17 protein-coding genes are annotated in these 17,827 nt (G+C 39.3%); 10 read left to right on the top strand and 7 right to left on the bottom strand.

The window, feature by feature from the left end; genetic code table 11:
- Positions 1–54 precede the first annotated feature (54 nt).
- The 3 genes from AC0JIQ_RS00510 to AC0JIQ_RS00500 are packed head-to-tail and all read right to left on the bottom strand — an operon-like array spanning position 55 to position 3,112.
- A complete protein-coding gene (locus AC0JIQ_RS00510; protein ID WP_474202311.1) occupies positions 55–624 on the bottom strand; it encodes a DUF6714 family protein in 570 nt (189 codons plus the stop codon).
- The gene (gene parE / locus AC0JIQ_RS00505) at positions 624–2,507 is read right to left on the bottom strand and encodes a DNA topoisomerase IV subunit B (protein ID WP_004659820.1); all 1,884 of its coding nucleotides are present in this window, start codon (positions 2,505–2,507) and stop codon (positions 624–626) included. The genes AC0JIQ_RS00510 and parE overlap by 1 nt, the downstream gene beginning before the upstream one ends.
- Before the next feature lie 17 nt (positions 2,508–2,524).
- The gene (locus AC0JIQ_RS00500) at positions 2,525–3,112 is read right to left on the bottom strand and encodes a YqiA/YcfP family alpha/beta fold hydrolase (RefSeq protein ID WP_474203206.1); all 588 of its coding nucleotides are present in this window, start codon (positions 3,110–3,112) and stop codon (positions 2,525–2,527) included.
- 261 nt (positions 3,113–3,373) lie between these two features.
- Here AC0JIQ_RS00500 and AC0JIQ_RS00495 point away from each other — a divergent pair, with 261 nt between their 5' ends.
- Positions 3,374–4,720, top strand: coding sequence for a GPI inositol-deacylase (locus tag AC0JIQ_RS00495; RefSeq protein WP_250750766.1), 1,347 nt, complete (start codon positions 3,374–3,376; stop codon positions 4,718–4,720).
- Between the two features lie 51 nt (positions 4,721–4,771).
- On the opposite strand, the gene AC0JIQ_RS00490 is transcribed toward AC0JIQ_RS00495, so the two are convergent.
- Together AC0JIQ_RS00490 and gshA are read right to left on the bottom strand one after the other, a co-directional pair.
- Positions 4,772–5,275, bottom strand: a complete 504-nt coding sequence (locus tag AC0JIQ_RS00490) for a disulfide bond formation protein B (protein ID WP_004659814.1) — start codon at positions 5,273–5,275, stop codon at positions 4,772–4,774.
- Between the two features lie 18 nt (positions 5,276–5,293).
- The gene (gshA, locus tag AC0JIQ_RS00485) at positions 5,294–6,871 is read right to left on the bottom strand and encodes a glutamate--cysteine ligase (protein ID WP_474202310.1); all 1,578 of its coding nucleotides are present in this window, start codon (positions 6,869–6,871) and stop codon (positions 5,294–5,296) included.
- Between the two features lie 193 nt (positions 6,872–7,064).
- Between gshA and AC0JIQ_RS00480 the strand changes: the two genes are divergently transcribed.
- From AC0JIQ_RS00480 to AC0JIQ_RS00470, 3 genes are read left to right on the top strand one after another with little or no spacing between them, the layout of a single operon-like run.
- Positions 7,065–7,604 carry a DUF924 family protein gene (locus AC0JIQ_RS00480; protein WP_004659809.1) on the top strand — a complete coding sequence of 180 codons (540 nt, stop codon included), beginning with the start codon at positions 7,065–7,067 and terminating at the stop codon, positions 7,602–7,604.
- 40 nt (positions 7,605–7,644) lie between these two features.
- On the top strand, positions 7,645–8,202 hold the full coding sequence (locus AC0JIQ_RS00475; RefSeq protein ID WP_004659808.1) for a CC0125/CC1285 family lipoprotein: 558 nt from the start codon (positions 7,645–7,647) through the stop codon (positions 8,200–8,202).
- Between the two features lie 18 nt (positions 8,203–8,220).
- Complete coding sequence (locus tag AC0JIQ_RS00470) at positions 8,221–9,528, top strand: DUF445 domain-containing protein (RefSeq protein WP_474202309.1); 1,308 nt, start codon at positions 8,221–8,223, stop codon at positions 9,526–9,528.
- A 130-nt stretch (positions 9,529–9,658) separates the two neighbouring features.
- Here AC0JIQ_RS00470 and AC0JIQ_RS00465 read toward each other — a convergent pair whose 3' ends face one another.
- Positions 9,659–10,096 carry a hypothetical protein gene (locus tag AC0JIQ_RS00465; protein WP_241307856.1) on the bottom strand — a complete coding sequence of 146 codons (438 nt, stop codon included), beginning with the start codon at positions 10,094–10,096 and terminating at the stop codon, positions 9,659–9,661.
- Between the two features lie 317 nt (positions 10,097–10,413).
- Here AC0JIQ_RS00465 and AC0JIQ_RS00460 point away from each other — a divergent pair, with 317 nt between their 5' ends.
- Positions 10,414–11,568, top strand: a complete 1,155-nt coding sequence (locus AC0JIQ_RS00460) for a methionine aminotransferase (protein ID WP_474202308.1) — start codon at positions 10,414–10,416, stop codon at positions 11,566–11,568.
- A gap of 99 nt (positions 11,569–11,667) precedes the next feature.
- Positions 11,668–13,035, top strand: a complete 1,368-nt coding sequence (locus tag AC0JIQ_RS00455) for an MATE family efflux transporter (RefSeq protein WP_474202307.1) — start codon at positions 11,668–11,670, stop codon at positions 13,033–13,035.
- A gap of 63 nt (positions 13,036–13,098) precedes the next feature.
- On the opposite strand, the gene AC0JIQ_RS00450 is transcribed toward AC0JIQ_RS00455, so the two are convergent.
- Positions 13,099–13,926, bottom strand: a complete 828-nt coding sequence (locus AC0JIQ_RS00450) for an SDR family NAD(P)-dependent oxidoreductase (RefSeq protein WP_004659799.1) — start codon at positions 13,924–13,926, stop codon at positions 13,099–13,101.
- 305 nt (positions 13,927–14,231) lie between these two features.
- On the opposite strand from AC0JIQ_RS00450, the gene AC0JIQ_RS00445 reads away from it, so the two are divergent.
- The 4 genes from AC0JIQ_RS00445 to AC0JIQ_RS00430 all read left to right on the top strand — a co-directional run bounded on the left by AC0JIQ_RS00445 (position 14,232) and on the right by AC0JIQ_RS00430 (position 17,824).
- Positions 14,232–14,909, top strand: coding sequence for a TetR/AcrR family transcriptional regulator (locus AC0JIQ_RS00445; RefSeq protein ID WP_004659796.1), 678 nt, complete (start codon positions 14,232–14,234; stop codon positions 14,907–14,909).
- 250 nt (positions 14,910–15,159) lie between these two features.
- Positions 15,160–15,870, top strand: a complete 711-nt coding sequence (gene phoB, locus AC0JIQ_RS00440) for a phosphate regulon transcriptional regulator PhoB (protein ID WP_004659793.1) — start codon at positions 15,160–15,162, stop codon at positions 15,868–15,870.
- An 8-nt stretch (positions 15,871–15,878) separates the two neighbouring features.
- Positions 15,879–17,237 carry a phosphate regulon sensor histidine kinase PhoR gene (gene phoR / locus AC0JIQ_RS00435; protein WP_004659791.1) on the top strand — a complete coding sequence of 453 codons (1,359 nt, stop codon included), beginning with the start codon at positions 15,879–15,881 and terminating at the stop codon, positions 17,235–17,237.
- Between the two features lie 122 nt (positions 17,238–17,359).
- Positions 17,360–17,824 (top strand): DUF2147 domain-containing protein, encoded by a 465-nt coding sequence (locus AC0JIQ_RS00430; protein ID WP_474202306.1) that lies wholly within the window; start codon positions 17,360–17,362, stop codon positions 17,822–17,824.
- Positions 17,825–17,827: the final 3 nt, after the last annotated feature.

Here is a 17,827-nt window from a genome sequence, read left to right as displayed (position 1 = left end):
AAAGAACGAGGTGAACTAAAATGATGCAGATTTTTTAATTGATTTGCTAACACATTAATATTCGTTTGTATTAGACCAATAACCTGTAATTAGGGCACTCTTAATTTCCTCATGATCGTATATGTAATCAGGTTCATCTAACAAAAATTGTAAATAGTCTGCAACAACTGCACGCTGTTCGGCATTAAACAAGCAAAATTTTCTTTCTGTATGATCACCTAGATGTATCAATGTAAAAGTGAGCCCATGTAAATAATCACCATTTAAACTTGCCAATAAAAATGCGGGTAAATGAAACAGCATACCCTGAGCATCAAAGAAAGTTGGACTGCTGTTACAACGATTCAAGTCATTGATTGAGATATTATGCCAGTCTAATTTTTCATCTTTGGCACGATAAGCCAGACATTGTGCCTGACTTGCATAATCATCTATTCCTTGCGCTTCATATAAACCAATACCCTCTTGCAAAGTGACCCCAGCAAAAGCACTCTCAATCTTTTGTCTAAGCTGATCCAACTGCTGCCAGCGCGGTAATAACTCTTCAGCTTCTGCAATTGTACGGGGATCATAGCCTCTGCGACGCATTTCCTGAATATCATCAGGTGAAGGATATTGTTTCATCAGACCACAATATCCGCTAAATTACCTTTCTGCTCTAACCAATGCTTACGATCACTCGAACGTTTTTTTGCAAGCAATTTATCTAATAATCCTGCGGTAAAATGCGCATCATCCAAATCGAGTTGGACTAAACGGCGGGTATTGGGATCCATCGTAGTTTCACGCAATTGACTCGCATTCATCTCACCCAATCCTTTAAATCGAGTGATTTGCGGATTTTTATTACCTTTCACTTTTTTCAAAATGCTTTCGAGTTCACTATCATCTAACGCATAATAAACATCTTTACCAATATCAATACGATACAGTGGTGGCATTGCGACAAACAAATGACCGTCTTCAACTAAAGTCGGGAAATGTTTCACAAACAACGCACAGAGTAATGTCGCGATATGTAGACCATCCGAGTCTGCGTCGGCAAGGATACAGATTTTGCCATAACGTAATTCAGATAGGTCATCGCTGCCCGGATCAACTCCTATGGCAATCGCAATATCATGTACCTCTTGAGAAGCGAGCACCTCATCCGAAGATACTTCCCATGTATTTAGAATTTTTCCACGAATCGGCATAATCGCTTGGAAATTCTTGTCACGCGCTTGTTTAGCACTTCCACCCGCAGAATCTCCTTCGACAATAAATAATTCGCTGTCTTCACGCGTTAAACCCACACAATCAGCCAGTTTTCCGGGTAATGCAGGACCAGAGACGATCTTTTTACGCTCCACTTTTTTCGCTGCTTTTAAGCGACGTCCAGCTTTAGCAATTGCCATTTCAGCTAACTGCGTTGCAATCTCAGCATGTTGGTTTAACCATAAAGCAAATGCATCTTTGGCAATATTCAACACAATATTAGAGGCTTCACGACTGGATAAACGTTCTTTGGTTTGCCCTGAAAATTGAGGTTCTTGGAATTTCAGCGATAGAATGAAATTGACCCCATCCCAAACATCTTCCGCAGAGAGTTTCATATTACGTGGTAATAAATTACGTAACTCACAGAACTCTCGTAACGCCTCCGTGACCCCTGAACGCAATCCATTGACATGGGTTCCCCCTTGTGCGGTTGGAATCAAATTGACGTAACTTTCTTGTATTTGTTCACCACCCTCAACATTCCAACAGATCGCAAATTCACAAGCTGCTCGCTCTGCTTGTCCACTACTGACAAATGCAGGATCAGGTAGAATCTCTCGATCCTCAAGTTCATCCATTAAATAGTCGACTAGACCATTTTCAAACTGCCATTCAATTTTTTCGTTATTAATTTTATCGTCATAAATAATTTTTAAACCTGCCGCTAAAACGGCTTTAGCTTTCAAATTATGCTTCAATGCTTTTAGTGCAAATTTTGGACTATCAAAATATTTTGCTTCTGGCCAGAAACGGACGGTTGTCCCTGTCGCACGTTTTGCAACTTTACCTTCTAACACCGATAATGGTGCAACAGGTTCACCTTGTTCAAATGCCATTTGATACAAGTTACCTTGGCGTTGTACCGCAACCTCAACGCGTGTTGATAAAGCATTCACGACAGAAATACCAACACCATGTAAACCACCAGAAAATTGGTAATTATCGGTACTAAATTTTCCGCCTGCATGTAATTTGGTCAAAATAATTTCGATACCACTTTGTCCATATTCAGGATGAATATCGACTGGCATACCTCGTCCATTATCTTCGACTGACAATGAACCATCTTCATATACGGTGACACAAATTTGATTGGCATGTCCTGCAAGTGCTTCGTCCACCGCATTATCAATCACCTCTTGTGCCAAATGGTTTGGACGTGAGGTATCGGTATACATACCGGGACGACGACGAACAGGATCTAAACCAGAAAGAACTTCAAGGGATTGTGCCGTGTATTGTGTCACTGGGTCTGACTTCCTTATTAGAGGGCTGTCGATAAAAATCGGAGTACGAAAGGTAATTTTTCTTCAAAATCATCCATTGCATGATTACCATCAGCGTCGGTTAAAATCAATGCAGATGGCTGTGCTGCATTATAATAACGTTGTGCTTGACGATAATCCAAGACTTCGTCACCTCGTTGCAACAGTACAAGAATTTTATCAGCATGCTTTAACTTCGTGTCAGCAATTGATTGTAATTGCTGCAATTGGTCGGCATCGAGTGTCCATGAATCAGTGACTTTGAGCGGGATTTGTTCAATCCCGAATAAATCTTCGAATAACTGCCATGGTTGCATAGCAGGATTAATCAGTACAGCAGGGCATCCATATTTTGCGACAAAATATGTCGCATAGAATCCCCCTAAGCTACTTCCAACCAATGTAACTTGATCGAGTGGTAAACTTTCAATCAGCTTAGAAACATCTCTTAAAACGTGTTCAGGCGGTTTATTCAAATCAGGTAAATGCACATCAGCATGCTCAACATTTGTGCAATATTGTTCTAATTGTTGCCCCTTTTTTGACATGGGACTGCTTTGAAAGCCATGTAAATAAATAATTTGCATACGCACCATAATAGACAACAGCTTGACTTATTGCCAAATAAATCACATTATTTAGGTTAATAGATAAACAAATAACAATATAAATTACATTTAAGCTTGATATTGTCTGACACAAAAAACGATAGTGCACTCCGTTCATCAGTATTCTAAAAAAATTACTTATGAAACACATAAGATGTAAGCGTTTGTTGTAGTTTATCTAAAGAATATTAAGTCAATTACTTCAAACCTTCGGTATATATCAAGGATGGGGAAATCAATATGCCAAGTTTAACGCCTCTGCATGAAACCTACTGCAAATGGGACAGTACACCCCCTAGTCAGGCAGATGTTTTGGAAGGTTTGGCGCAAGTTGTGAGCACGAGCTTAAGTGGTGTTCACGAATTGGTGCAATTAGTGCAAACAGAAGTGTTACGGACAACACTTGGTTTAAGCGCACAAAAAGCTAAAAATTTACAGAAACTTCCACAGTTGCAAAAATTTTATCAATTTTCTTATGACACATTACAGAAGTACGGTAGCAGTTTTCTTGCACCAAGTTTACGTCATATTATTGAAAAATTCCCTGTGCTGCATGATAAACCCCTGACACCAACACTGCATTTCGTGGTGGGTGCATTAAATGGGATTTTTGGAGACTTTTTCTTAAAACAACACAACCCAATGGCTTTACCTATGGTGCTTTATGATCATTATGGATCATTACAACAAGGTGAATTAACTGGTCGTATTGTCATTCTTACACATGGTCTGTGTATGAATCATCTCAGCTGGTCAAATAGCCGTTATGGTGGAATTGGTGAACGTCTGCTTGCGCAACGGGACAACAACACCATGTTATATCTGAACTACAATACAGGGCGTCGTATTTCTGCAAATGGTCGAAGCTTTGCAAATGTACTTGAAGATTTAGTGCAACGAAATCCAAGAATCACTAGCATTGATTTAATCGGACATAGTATGGGTGGCTTGGTTTCACGGAGTGCCCTATTTTATGGCAAACAAAATCTCTACCAATGGGTGCATATGGTTGAGAATTTAGTTTGCATTGGTTCGCCACATCATGGTGCAGTGCTAGAACGCTTTGGTTTTATTTTGCAAGATAAATTGGGCGCGTTCCCTTTTATTAGCTTAATTGGTCAACTGGTCAACATTCGTAGTAATGGTATTTTAGATTTGCGTCATGGCAGTGTTCGAGATGATGATTGGGAACATAATGATGCACGTATTGGCTTTGCTGATGATAATCGTAAACCTGCTCCATTACCCTCACATATCAATACCTTCTTAATTGCAGGTACTTTAGAATTTGAGAAATTGCGTAATAAAGCACTCTCTGTCATTGGCGATTATTTGGTCAGCGTAAAAAGTGCGCTAGGTGAACATCAAAATCCACGCTTCCAACTTAAATTACCAGAAACCCATAAAGCCGTATTCTATGGTTTAAACCATTTTGAAATTCAGTACCATTCGAGTGTTGCTGAACAGATTACGCGTTGGTTATATCCTGATGTTGACGAAGTCGTTGAGGAAGGTATCCAAACACATTTAATTAATGTTCCGAATAATTATACTTTTGATGATTTAGATGGCATCGTAGAAACCTGATACCAGTCTTCTTGATCCAATAAAAAAGCCAACGTATCGTTGGCTTTTTTATTATTTAGCAGCACTATAATGTCTAAACAACTGCCACAAACATACCAATAAGATCAAACTAAAATATAGCAACGACCACACTGGTAGTGATTGTCCTAAAAAAGTCCAATCAATTGCTGCACATTCGCCTGAACCTGAAAGCACTTCCTGAAATACCGCTTTCATTGGCAATGCATCAACTAAATAGTCCAAGCCTGGACCACAACTTGGCACCTTATCAGGTGGTAAATGTTGTAGCCAAACATGACGAGATGCCACGCCCACAGACCAACCGATGGATAAAGTTGCTAATAGTGCATAAAAACGTTTAAAACCATTTGAAATCGGATTATGAATAAATGCGACTAACGCAATCAATCCCATTCCAATTAAGCCAATACGTTGGAAAATACACAGTGGACAAGGCTCTAAACCTTGCACATGTTCTAAATACAACGCAAACGAGATACCAATAATACTCGTTAGTACCAGTAATGCACTAACTAAGCGATAAGTCCATCGCATGGGAAGTCCTCTAAAATTTTAACGGTATTGTGCAAGATATTGTTCGAAGCTGATGTCGTTATCTTGTTCAAGTTGCGCCTGTTTTTGCAACGATGTTTGCGCTAATTCTGCAAAATATTGTTCTCTTTCTGCACTCAGCTGATGTTGCTCATAACGATTGACATGTTGTTGAGCCATAACACTCCCAAAGCTCCATGTCCCACCATTATCCAAAGTATCTTTAATCACATGCGCGGAAAGCGTATTGTCAACATGATTTAAACGCTGCTGCATCACTTGGATTGCCTCAGAATATAACTGTGAACCATCCATTTGATCTAACAAAGTAGCGCAGTCTTGAATCGCATTTAAATGACGTTGTGCCCAATCATGCAGTGAAACTATTGTTTCACCTTCTATAATTTTAGCATCTACTGCACGTCCACGATTGACCACTTCAGTTTGATTATGATCAATTTGCTCTTGCTCTTCTGCAAACAAATCAGGACTGTCATTTAATAAACAATACAACGCTAAACTTTCAAGAAAACCCGCTGAAATTTCATCAATTCCAATCGCACTATAAGGGTTCACATCTACGGCACGTAATTCTACATATCCAACACCACGATTCTTCAATGCTTGTGATGGGGTTTCACCTGCTTGTGGTACTTGTTTCGGACGAACTAGACTGTAGTATTCATTTTCGATTTGGAGCACGTGATCATTGATTTGAATCGGCTCACCTTGTTCATCATTTAAACCTAAATCGGTAAATTCAGGATAAGGGGTATGTACCGCTTTTTGTAATCCGTCAAGATAATCGTGTAGATCGTTGTAATGAATACCTAATTCTTTTTGCGCTGAGTTTTGATAGCCCAAACGTCCCATACGCAAAGCGGTCGCTTCTGGTAAGTATAAAGTCCCTTTAACTAAAGGCTGTAAATGATGCTCGCGCCCTGTTAAAAAGCAACGACAAACCGATGGGCTAGCACCCAACATATACATCACTAATGGGATCAAACGAATAAAGTTTCGAATCAAACCAAAATAACGATGGCTACGATAATCCTGCAAACTGAGTTGTTTTAATTCTTGCTTGGTTTCATGTTGTTGCAATACTGCAAACAATTGATCCGGGAAAGATAAGTTGTAATGCACGCCCGAAATGGTTTGCATACGGCGACCATAACGTACACCTAAACCATGACGGTATAAGGTTTTAAAGCGGCCAATATTAGAAGTGCCGTACTGTGCTAATCGGATATTTTCTTCATTATCATCCAACATACACGGCATGGACAGTGGCCATAATCTTTCGCCTTCTTCTAGCTGCTGATGTACCACGCTATGAATATCTCTTAATTCATCTAATGCAGCCACGATGGTTGTTTTCGGCGTAGTAATAAACTCCATCAATGCTTCTGAATAATCTGTCGTGATATGCGGATGTGTCAGTGCAGAACCTAAAGCTTCTGGATGATTTTTTTGTGATAAAAATCCATTGCTTTGCATACGTAAACTTTCGCGTTCAATGCCGCGTAGCATCCCCTTTAATAGCGAAGCATCTACCCAAGTCGGTATCACAGAGGAAGAATGTATGCTGGGTTGATTCATAATTTATATGCTCGCTTATTTAAGATCAGCCAACCACATAAATGGTCGCGACTTGGTTATTCTGCCAATTATAACGACAATTGTGATCTAGTCATCTGATTTAGTTTGGCAATTTTTATCACAATCTTGTTATATAAGACATGCTGAAATTGTGATTTTATTAAAAAATAAATCTTCCCATGAGCACTGAACTATGCAAGCACAGGACATTCTTAATTTTTGGTTTAATCCTGAACACCGTTCACTTTGGTTTGCCAAAAGTGATGAATTTGATGCAAAAATTCGCGACCAATTTCAAATAATTCACCATCAAGCGATCCAAGCAGAGCTTTGGTCTTGGCGACACACACCAGAAGGTCGTTTAGCCGAAATTATTGTGTTGGATCAATTTTCTCGCAACTTATATCGTGATCAAGCGCAAGCTTTTGCCTATGACAGTATGGCATTGATGCTTGCTCAAGAAGCAATTAGTTTACAACTCGATGCTCAACTTAATCCCGAACAACGCTCATTTTTATATATGCCATTTATGCATAGTGAATCTAAATTAATGCATGAGTTTGCTTTAAAACTGTTCCAGCGTTTAGGAAACGAAATTAATTTGAGCTTTGAAAAAAAGCATAAAGTGATTATTGACCGTTTTGGCCGTTATCCACATCGTAATGCCATCTTAGGTCGAAGCTCGACACCTGAAGAACTGACCTTTTTAACAGAACCGAATAGCAGCTTTTAAGTCTCTCGTCTCCTGAGACATTGAACATAGGAATTGCAAAATGAAATCTTTATTCATATGTGCCCCTCTCCTTGTTACATTAACACTGGCAGGATGTGCAACTGTTCCATCAAAACCTAAAACTTTCGATCAACTCGGGCAATTCACAGCCTATCCACTAAACAATAAAACGTTCCGTGTCGGTTTTCAGGCAGATAATAATTTGAGTTATGGTACGGCAGAAGAAATTACTTTACTCAAAGCTGCACAAACTACAGTCAAAAACGGTTTCCGTTATTTTACCGTTGTTGATGATCCAAGTAATGCACGTCACAAGACGCAACGCCAAGCTGTGATTTATCCGACACCCTCTTATTACCCATATGGTTATTACCGCCGCCATCCTGCCTTTTGGCCTGATCCATTCTATGATATGCCTCAAGTGGTCAATCTTGATCCAATCCAAGTGTCGTATACTATCGAGTGTTTTCAGACTCAGCAGCAATCACCTGATGCTTTTGATGCGCAACTCATTTTGCAATCATTAGGGCAAAAATACGGATTGAGTCCAACAGGAGACGTGTTGCAGCCCCCTGCGCCACCTCAAAACAAAAAGTAAATTGATAAGGATGACTCAATGAATTCAGTCGAAGAAATTCACGTACCGAGCCTGCAAAGAAGTAAGTACTTCGCCACTATGGCATTGATCATTGCGGTTGTAGCATGGATTGGCTTAATGGTCGCGGCGCATTTTTTACCTGAATATAAATGGGTTATTCATATTTTTATGTTAGGTGCGGAAGCAGGTGTAGTTGGTGGGCTGGCTGATTGGTACGCTGTCACTGTACTTTTCCGCAATCCTTTTGGAAAAATGCCTTTACCCAAACTATTGCGTGACCATACCGAAATCATTCCACGGAATAAAGCGCGTATTGCAGAATCAATGGGCCGCTTTGTACAAGAAAACTTTTTATCTCCTCAAATCGTTGAACGTAGTTTAAAAAATGCCGACCTCAGTTTGGCCGTCGGTCAATGGCTAGCAAACCCTCAAAATAACCAGCAAGTCGTACAGATGATTCAACATACTGTACCGAAAATTTTTGAATTTGTGAGCCAAGATCAAATTGCCCACTTTGTGCAAAACAATAGTGTGCAATGGGTCCGCAGTACTAAAATCAATAAATTAGCCAGTGAAATGTTACGTGCTGTTTTAGAAAATGATTTCCATCAAGACGTATTACAACGTGGTCTTGATCTGGCGCATGAGTGGATGGTCTCTCATCCTGAAGAGGCACGAGATCTATCACGTAAACTTTTCCAAGAATTAGGTGTTTGGAAACTTGCCAAAGGTGCAAGCTGGATTGGGATTGATGTGCAACAACGGACAATTGACTCACTGATTGAAAAAGTTGAATCGATGTTGGCTAACCCTGAACATCCATGGCGACAAGACATTGAAACAACCACACATTCACTCATGTTACAACTCGCTGATACGGAGAGTGAAGCCAGTCAATGTTTGAATAGTGGTAAAGATGCCCTTCTTGATAGCCCTCAAGTTCTGAACTTTATTAGTGGTGCTGTGGCAATTTTATGTGATGCCATTAAAACGGATTTAATGCAGGAAGATTCTGGTATTGCAACGAATTTACAGGCTGCGATACAACAGCTTGGTGAAAGCTTGATTCAGAATGAAAAAGTACGCCAAGTGTTAAATGAGAAAATGGTCGGCTTAGCGACTAATTTCAGTGAACAATACAGCGATAAGATTATCCGCTATATCAGCGAGCGTATTCACGAATGGGATTCACGCGAAATGATCGCCAAAATCGAGAGTGAGGTGGGTGGTGATCTGCATATGATCCGCGTCAACGGTGTGATTGTCGGTGCTTTTATTGGTTTAGCACTCGGTATCATTCGCGCCATTGTTGAAAATGTTTTGTAAATGATATGATTAAGGACGGTAAAACAGTGCTGTTTTGTCGTCTTTTTTTATTTCTTCATTGAAATAAAATAAGCTCCAATGTGAATATAATCAAATTTAGAGATGTGTTATTTCACTTCCTTTTCGTAGATCAAACCATGTATTTACTTTCTTGATAATAACGAATCAAAGTATCTGTATCTTGTTTTAAAAATGCAGTGAGATAGGCTTTTACTTGTACCAATGAAAGTTGTTTAAAATGAACTTTTTCTTTCGCCTGTCGTGTAACTAATCCAAACATTTGTTTTTTAGCAACAACAGCAGGAATATCTGTCTTGACAATAAAATTAAGTTCTTGAAATGATCCATAGGTATTTAATACGATTTCGATCGTTTGTTCTGTCTTTTCATCGGTAATGGTAAACGTTGGGCTAGCGCCATTCAGCTGCAGCCAACGGCTTAATTGTTTTTTCCAGCCCATTTTATCAAAACGAGTTAATACCCCAATGGTATTCAGTGCCTCAAGCTGCTCTACATCTTTTAAATCAATATGATGTGGGTAGCGTATTTTTAGATCGAAACTGTCCATTACTGAATGCCCTATTTGACAAAAAATAGTATTTATTTTAATCACTATCTGTAAATTATATCGCTTAAAAAATAAAATTTAAACAACATATATATTTGAAAATTAACAATTAAATTTACAATTTTAAATCAAAATTGACCAATTCTGTCAGTATTGTTTTTATTAAGACACAATTCCAATATTTCTCTTGATGTGAAACACATGTTTCAAACCAACAAGAGACATATCTCTTTTTATTTAGAGATCGATAATTTGGAAAAGGCCGCTCTTTCTCGATACAATCAGTCCTAAATAAAACATCAATCAGGTTAAAAACAATGTTGCAGCTTCAGTCAAAACTCCCAAGCCAAGGTGTTACTATTTTTAGCGTGATGACTGAACTCGCACAACGACTGAATGCACTGAATCTGTCTCAAGGCTTCCCCGATTTCCCTGCTCCACCTGCATTGCTTGAAGCGCTGAGCCAAGCCACGCTTTCAGGTTATAACCAATACCCTGCGGGAGATGGTGTTTTAGTACTCAGAGAACAACTGGCCAAACAGTTTTTACAGCGAGATCAACTGCAACTCGATCCTGTCACCGAAATTACAATTACCCCTGGCGCAACCATTGCGATTTTTTGTGCCATTCAAGCCTGTATCCATGCAGATGATGAAGTCATTATTTTTGACCCGAGCTATGACAGCTATGCCCCTGCAGTACAACTGGCAGGGGGGAAATCCGTTCATATTCATTTAGAAGCACCAACATTTCAGGTGAATTGGCAAAAAGTTAAAGATTGTATCAATGCAAAAACTCGCATGATTATCGTCAATACACCGCATAATCCGACTGGTGCGATTTGGTCAGAACAAGACTGGCATCAACTTATTGAACTCATTCAAGATAAAAATATCGTTGTGCTCTCTGACGAGGTCTATGAACATCTTGTTTTTGATGGACAAAAACATTTTAGTGCACTGCAATTCCCCGAATTACGTGACCGCAGTTATGTAATCGGTTCTTTTGGAAAAAGTTATCATGTTACAGGTTGGAAAACGGGTTATTGCATTGCAGCACCACATTTAATGCGTTTGTTTCGTCAAATTTATCAATTTGCCAATTTTTGCGGAACCACACCTTGCCAAATAGCATTAGCGAACTATATGCAGCAACATCCTGAGCACATTCAGGAACTCCCGAACTTTTATCAAGCAAAACGAGATCTTTTTAATACTCAAATTCAAAGTTCACGTTTCAAGTTTATTCCATCACAAGGTACCTACTTCCAAAATTTAGATTACAGTGCGATTCGCCCTGATTTGAATGATGTGGAAATGTGCCAATTCCTCGCAGAACAACACAAAATTGTCGCGATTCCTATTTCCGTTTTTTATCAACAAGCACCTGAATCACTACGCCTGATTCGTTTTTGTTTTGCCAAAACAGACCAGACTTTAGAGCGTGCGAGTCAAATCCTCGTACAATGTTGATCTACAAAAATAAACTGAACAATCATGCCTCCAACAGTAACGATAATGTTATGTTGGAAAAAATATAGCCGTTTCAGGATGAAGCGTGAAGGAAACTGAATGACACCACGCCAACCTTTGGTCATGCAACCCAATCTATGGAAAACTTTTTTTGTTTTTCTTGTTCCGTTGATTGCTACCAACATTTTACAGAACTTGTCGGGAACGATTAATACCATCTTTGTAGGTCAAATGATGGGAGTTGATGCGATTGCTGCGGTTTCTGTATTCTTCCCAATTCTTTTCTTTTTATTGGCATTTGTGATCGGAATCTCCGCAGGAACGACTGTACTGATTGGACAGGCATGGGGTGCGCAAAATCTTGAAAAAGTCAGAAGTGTGATTGGTTCGACTCTATTTATGACTTTAATTGGGGGCAGCATTATTGCTGTTTTAGGTTGGAGCTTTGCCGAGCATATTTTGCAATTATTAGGTACAGATCCTAAAGTCATGCATCTTTCTTTACCTTATGTTCGCTGGATGCTAGTGGGTAGTCCATTATTGTTTGTCTATATTATTTATACTTCGATTTTACGCGGTGTCGGTGATAGTGTTACCCCTCTAATTGCATTGAGCCTAACCAGCCTGATTGGTCTGGCAGTAACGCCTGTTTTGCTCAAAGGCTATTTTGGATTCCCTGCTCTAGGTATTGTCGCCCCTGCTGTTGCAACGATCATGGGATATGCTGCTGTACTGATCTTTCTAAGCTTCTACCTCAATTATAAGAATCATCCTCTCAAAATAGATGCGCGACTTTTGCAAAGCATTCGCCATGATGCAAGATTAAGTAAACTGATCCTAAAACTTGGTATCCCAACAGGCATCCAAATGGTGACAACTTCATTGGCAGGCTTAGTCATTATTGGTTTGGTTAATCATTACGGTGCACATGCGACCGCAGCATATGGTGCAGTGAACCAAGTACTCAACTATATTCAATTTCCAGCCCTCTCTATTTCAATTGCGGCTTCTATTTTTGCCGCTCAAGCGATTGGTGCAGGCAAACCCGAGTTATTAGCCAAAGTCACACGAACGGCTTTAGGAATGAATGTCATATTTACTGGCAGTTTGATCACTTTGGCTTACTTATTTTCCAAATATTTAATGGCTCTATTTATTACCGATCATAGCGTCATTGAACTTGGGCAGCAGCTCTTATTTATTGTTTTATGGTCAATTTTATTCTTTGGCGCAAGCGCTATTTTTGCTTCAATCATGCGAGCTAGTGGAACCGTCAATGTTCCAATGATGATCAATATTCTCACTATTATTCTAATTGAAGTTCCTTGTGCCTATTGGTTTAGTTCGTTATGGGGCTTAACGGGCATTTGGACTGCTTATGCACTTTCTTTTGTGTGCTTATGTGTATTACAAGCCTCTTATTATCAGTTTGTTTGGAAGAAGACCAAGATCAAAGTCCTTATTTAAAAATTTCTTTGATCCTCAAATAAAAAAGCCATTCTCTAAGAATGGCTTTTTTATGCTTGCAACTTACATCATTTTCGTTGCAAGTGCAGCAATACGTTGATAACCCGTCGGGAATAGACGTTGGAAAGAATCCACAATACGTGCATCTGTTCCAATTAACAAACGGCGTTTATCTTTCAACACGGCGTTTAAAATCTGACGTGCAGCTTCTTCTGGTGGTGTACGTAAGAATTTATCAAACTGCTTGATCGATTTATTTGGATCCATGCCCAAGCTCTTTAAGCTGTCATTCATTTTGGCAGCTTTTGCGATATTGGTACGGATACCACCTGGGTGTACACAAAGAGAACTTACGCCACTCTTTTCAATATCAAGTTCTTGACGTAATGATTCAGTAAAACCACGTACCGCAAATTTTGTTGCATTGTATGCAGATTGTGTTGGTTGCGAAGTTAAACCAAAAATACTTGAGATATTGATGATATGACCATCTTTGGTTTGCTTAATGAATGGTAAGAATTCTTTGGTGCCGTAAACAACACCCCAGAAGTTAATGCCTACAATCCACTCCAAATCTTCATAACTTGCGCCTTCAACAGTTGAGCCAAGTGCCACACCTGCGTTATTGAAAATCATATTCACTGAGCCATGATCTTGAACAGTTTCTTGCGCCCATTGCTTCACCGCTTCACGGTTTGAAACATCAAGAACTTTGGTCGTTACTGTGATTGGGTTTTGTTTTACCAACTCAACAGTTTGCGCTAATCCTTTCTCATTGATATCACTCAATGACAAATGGCAACCTTGTTTAGCCAATAAAATTGCCAATTGTTGTCCAATCCCAGAACCTGCACCTGTGATCGCTGCGACTTTATTTTTAAAATTTTTCATTGCCTATCCTTTGTATTGCGAATGATATGCACACATTTGTCTTGATCATGTGCAGTTTAAGCTATAACCAATATAATTTTGACAATACGGGTTGTCAATATAGTACACTACAGCTTTAAGACAAATGGCAATAACCAACATATTGCTTGTCATATTAGGTCTATTTACATTTCATGACGTAAGATGTTTAGACACGATGAAATAAGTTTTACGAAATTTAGTTATTCTAAATTCGCAAGACCTGTTTAAAATGCAAATAAATCTTAGACATACGATTTAAAGACTTTTTAGGGAACGGTTTTTCCATGGCAACTGAAGATCTAGCGACACGCAAGAAAAATAATACCGAAGCGAAAGAGCGTCAGTTTAAAGGTCTCTCTTTAACTGAACGCAAAGAAGCTCGCCGCGAAAAGTTGATTGAAGCAGGCATTGCAACCTATGGTACACAGGGTTTTTTTTCGGTCACTGTCAAAGATGTCTGTAATGAGGCGAAGCTGACTGAGCGTTATTTTTACGAATCATTTAAGAAAAGTGAGGAGCTTTTCCAAACGGTATTCTTAAAAATGATTGGCAAAATGCAAAATTGTTTGACCCAAGCTGTGCTCATGGCTGCACCTGAACCTAAGAATATGGTTACGGCAGGTTTATCTGCATTATTGAGTGCGATTAAAGATGACCCTCGTATGGCACGAATTATTTATATCGATGCCATGTTGGTGCAAGATTTACATAATCAGGCGACGATTCAAGAAACCTTGACTCAATTCGACCGAATTATCCAAGCTTTCGTGATGATTACCATGCCGAATGCACCTCAAAGCGGTGAAGAAGTTTCATTAATGGCAACAGGTTTAAATGGTTACGTCACGCATATTATTATTCGTTGGGTTTCCGAAGGTTTTAAACAACCCTTAGAAGATGTGTTATCTGCTTGTTGTGCTGTGTTTTTATCATTTATTGAAACCACCTCACAAAAAAATTAAAATCCTTTTACAGTTTTGTGACGAACACAATAGAAAGGTTTCAATGGTATTAACCAAATGAATTCATTTGTTTTATTTGCAAACAACTTGTCATCATTTGGTCACTACTCTGCCCTAGAATTGTCACAATTTATTGCTAAATTCGACTTTATTAACTCTTTTGCAATGATATTGTCATAATTAATCTTTGTAATAAGCCTGTCATAACAACAAAACGGTTCACCGTTACAGATTTTAAGGGTATTGCGCAGTGAAAGATGACTATATTTTAATTGTCGATGATGAGCTACCGATCCGCGAAATGATCCATACCTCTTTGGATATGGCAGGCTTCCAATGTTTACAAGCTGAGGATGCCAAACAAGCGCATCAGATTATCGTCGATCAGCGTCCTGCTCTTATTTTGCTGGATTGGATGCTACCGGGTGGTGTCAGTGGTGTAGATCTATGCCGTCGTCTCAAACGTGATGAAAACTTAGCTGAGATTCCTGTCATCATGCTGACAGCACGTGGTGAAGAAGACCATAAAGTGCAAGGGTTAGATGCGGGTGCAGATGATTATATGACCAAACCATTCTCTACGCGTGAATTGGTTTCTCGTATCAAAGCGGTATTACGTCGTGCAAATGCGCTCAGTGGCGAAAAAGTCATTGATGCTAATGGCTTAATGCTCGATCCAGTCAGCCAGCGTGTGAGCTTTGGTAACAGTATTCTCGATATGGGTCCAACCGAATATCGTTTATTGGCTTTCTTTATGACACACCCTGAACGTGCGTATACACGTGCACAATTACTGGATCAAGTTTGGGGCGGTAATGTTTATATCGAAGATCGTACCATTGACGTGCATATCCGACGTTTACGCAAAGTCTTAGAACCTTTCGGCGTAGATCGTTTTGTACAAACAGTACGTGGCACAGGCTATCGTTTTTCTACACGAGCTGATTTGGCAGCAGGTTAAAATCCTTTATGTATGAACCTTATCCCGTCCCTGAACTGGCACGTGAACATCAACGTTTCCGTCACAGCAATTTATGGACGTTTGCAAAACAAGATCTAAGACTGCTACTTTTTTTCTTATTGATTGCGAGCTTAATTGGATTCGGGGTTGGATACTTTTGGAGCTGTATTTTTGTCGCGTTCGTCGTTTTTTTTATACTCCAACTCCGCTCACTGTATTTGGTCAATGAGTGGATCTCAAATCGCCCCTATGATGTTCCCCCAAATCTAAGCGGTATTTGGGGTGCATTATTATTTAATGTCTATCGAGCGCAGCGACAAGAACGTATCGTTCAAGCTGAAATGGTAGGTTTGATTGATCGTGCTCAATCATCGCTGGTTGCATTGGCTGAAGCTGTCGTTTTGATTGATGACCAACATCAGATTGAATGGTGGAATCCTGCTGCCGAGAAGTTATTGGGCATCAATCCTTTGGATCGCGGACGTAATTTACTGGCTATTTTGCGTCAACCCAGTTTTATTGAATATTTTAATCATATCGATCAAGCACCTGATGGTATCCGTTTACAGGCTCAAATGGACGAAGACCGATATGTGCAAGTGAAGTTAACTCGTTTTGGTGGTGAAAGCCGCTTATTGGTGGCGTATGACACCACTCGCGTACATAATCTTGAACAAATGCGTAAAGACTTCGTGGACAACATTTCTCATGAATTACGTACACCGCTCACCGTATTGAGTGGTTATATCGAAACATTTATCGATCAAGATGACATTACTCCTCGCTGGAAACGCGCTTTCACTCAAATGCAATCACAAACCAAACGTATGAATGCATTGGTGAATGATTTATTGCTTTTATCCAATTTAGAAAACAATAAAAAAGTTGCTAAAAATCAAATTATTGACATGGCAAATTTGATGAATCAATTATTTGATGATGCGCGTGCTTATAATCTCGATTATGGTCATACTTTAAATTTAGATATCGACAGTCATTGTGATTTAATCGGCTCTGATATGGAAATTGCCAGTGCGTTTAGTAATTTAATCACCAATGCAATTAAATACACGCCGAAAGGCGGCATTATTACGATTGGCTGGCATGAAGATGGTGATCACGCTTACTTTACCGTACAAGACAATGGGATTGGCATTAATCCAAAACATCTACCCCGTTTAACTGAGCGTTTTTATCGTGTTGACAGCGCACGTAGCCGTCAGACAGGGGGAACCGGTTTAGGCTTAGCAATTGTCAAACATGTTTTAATGCAACATGGCGCCCATTTAGAAATTAGCTCCAAAGAAAACGAAGGCTCAACCTTTACCGCTGTCTTTCCCAAAGAACGTTTGTATCGTATAGGTTAAAATAGAGGGAGCTAAAATTGCTCCCTAAATATTTGATATTACAATTTAATTACAATAATAATATAATAATATTTTGATTAATTTCACTGCTCACACATTCCTCTTTAGACGTAATATATTTTATGAATTCTCATTTCTTTCGTAGTTTCGCCTTTCTCCTAGGCTTAAGTAGTTCATTTTCAGCGATCGCAATGCCCACTGATCCATTGATCGGCACTTGGAAAGTGGTAGATGAACGGAGTGGTTCTTATCTATCTGATATTGTGATCAGACGTAATTCTAAAACTGAACAATACAGTGCTGTCATTGTAAAAATGTACCCTCAAGGCAAAGAGGCGATTCCGACACTATGCACCCCTTGTACTGGTGCTTTAAAAAATCAGCCGATTATTGGTATGGAAGTACTAAGTAATCTTAAAATGCTGAATCTAAATGAAGAATTTGGACAAGGTGTATGGATCAATCCTTATGATGGATATAAATATAGTTTGAATGCGCGTTTAAGCAAAACAGGTAAAATGCTCACGATAAAAGCTAAAAACCCGAATAATAATACGTTTAGAAATATGACGTGGATTCGTCTCTAAATT

The organism is Acinetobacter sp. FB (assembly GCF_056033405.1).
This window is presented reverse-complemented; position numbering and strand designations above follow the sequence as displayed.

Bases quoted from the DNA above. Each gene is read 5' to 3' on its own strand.
- AC0JIQ_RS00490 (WP_004659814.1), bottom strand. From the start codon at position 5,275: ATGCGATGGACTTATCGCTTAGTTAGTGCATTACTGGTACTAACGAGT.
- AC0JIQ_RS00445 (WP_004659796.1), top strand. From the start codon at position 14,232: ATGGCAACTGAAGATCTAGCGACACGCAAGAAAAATAATACCGAAGCG.
- AC0JIQ_RS00465 (WP_241307856.1), bottom strand. From the start codon at position 10,096: ATGGACAGTTTCGATCTAAAAATACGCTACCCACATCATATTGATTTA.
- AC0JIQ_RS00470 (WP_474202309.1), top strand. From the start codon at position 8,221: ATGAATTCAGTCGAAGAAATTCACGTACCGAGCCTGCAAAGAAGTAAG.
- AC0JIQ_RS00510 (WP_474202311.1), bottom strand. From the start codon at position 624: ATGAAACAATATCCTTCACCTGATGATATTCAGGAAATGCGTCGCAGA.
- gshA (WP_474202310.1), bottom strand. From the start codon at position 6,871: ATGAATCAACCCAGCATACATTCTTCCTCTGTGATACCGACTTGGGTA.
- AC0JIQ_RS00450 (WP_004659799.1), bottom strand. From the start codon at position 13,926: ATGAAAAATTTTAAAAATAAAGTCGCAGCGATCACAGGTGCAGGTTCT.
- AC0JIQ_RS00480 (WP_004659809.1), top strand. From the start codon at position 7,065: ATGCAAGCACAGGACATTCTTAATTTTTGGTTTAATCCTGAACACCGT.
- phoR (WP_004659791.1), top strand. From the start codon at position 15,879: ATGTATGAACCTTATCCCGTCCCTGAACTGGCACGTGAACATCAACGT.
- AC0JIQ_RS00460 (WP_474202308.1), top strand. From the start codon at position 10,414: ATGTTGCAGCTTCAGTCAAAACTCCCAAGCCAAGGTGTTACTATTTTT.
- AC0JIQ_RS00455 (WP_474202307.1), top strand. From the start codon at position 11,668: ATGACACCACGCCAACCTTTGGTCATGCAACCCAATCTATGGAAAACT.
- AC0JIQ_RS00495 (WP_250750766.1), top strand. From the start codon at position 3,374: ATGCCAAGTTTAACGCCTCTGCATGAAACCTACTGCAAATGGGACAGT.
- AC0JIQ_RS00430 (WP_474202306.1), top strand. From the start codon at position 17,360: ATGAATTCTCATTTCTTTCGTAGTTTCGCCTTTCTCCTAGGCTTAAGT.
- AC0JIQ_RS00500 (WP_474203206.1), bottom strand. From the start codon at position 3,112: ATGCAAATTATTTATTTACATGGCTTTCAAAGCAGTCCCATGTCAAAA.
- AC0JIQ_RS00475 (WP_004659808.1), top strand. From the start codon at position 7,645: ATGAAATCTTTATTCATATGTGCCCCTCTCCTTGTTACATTAACACTG.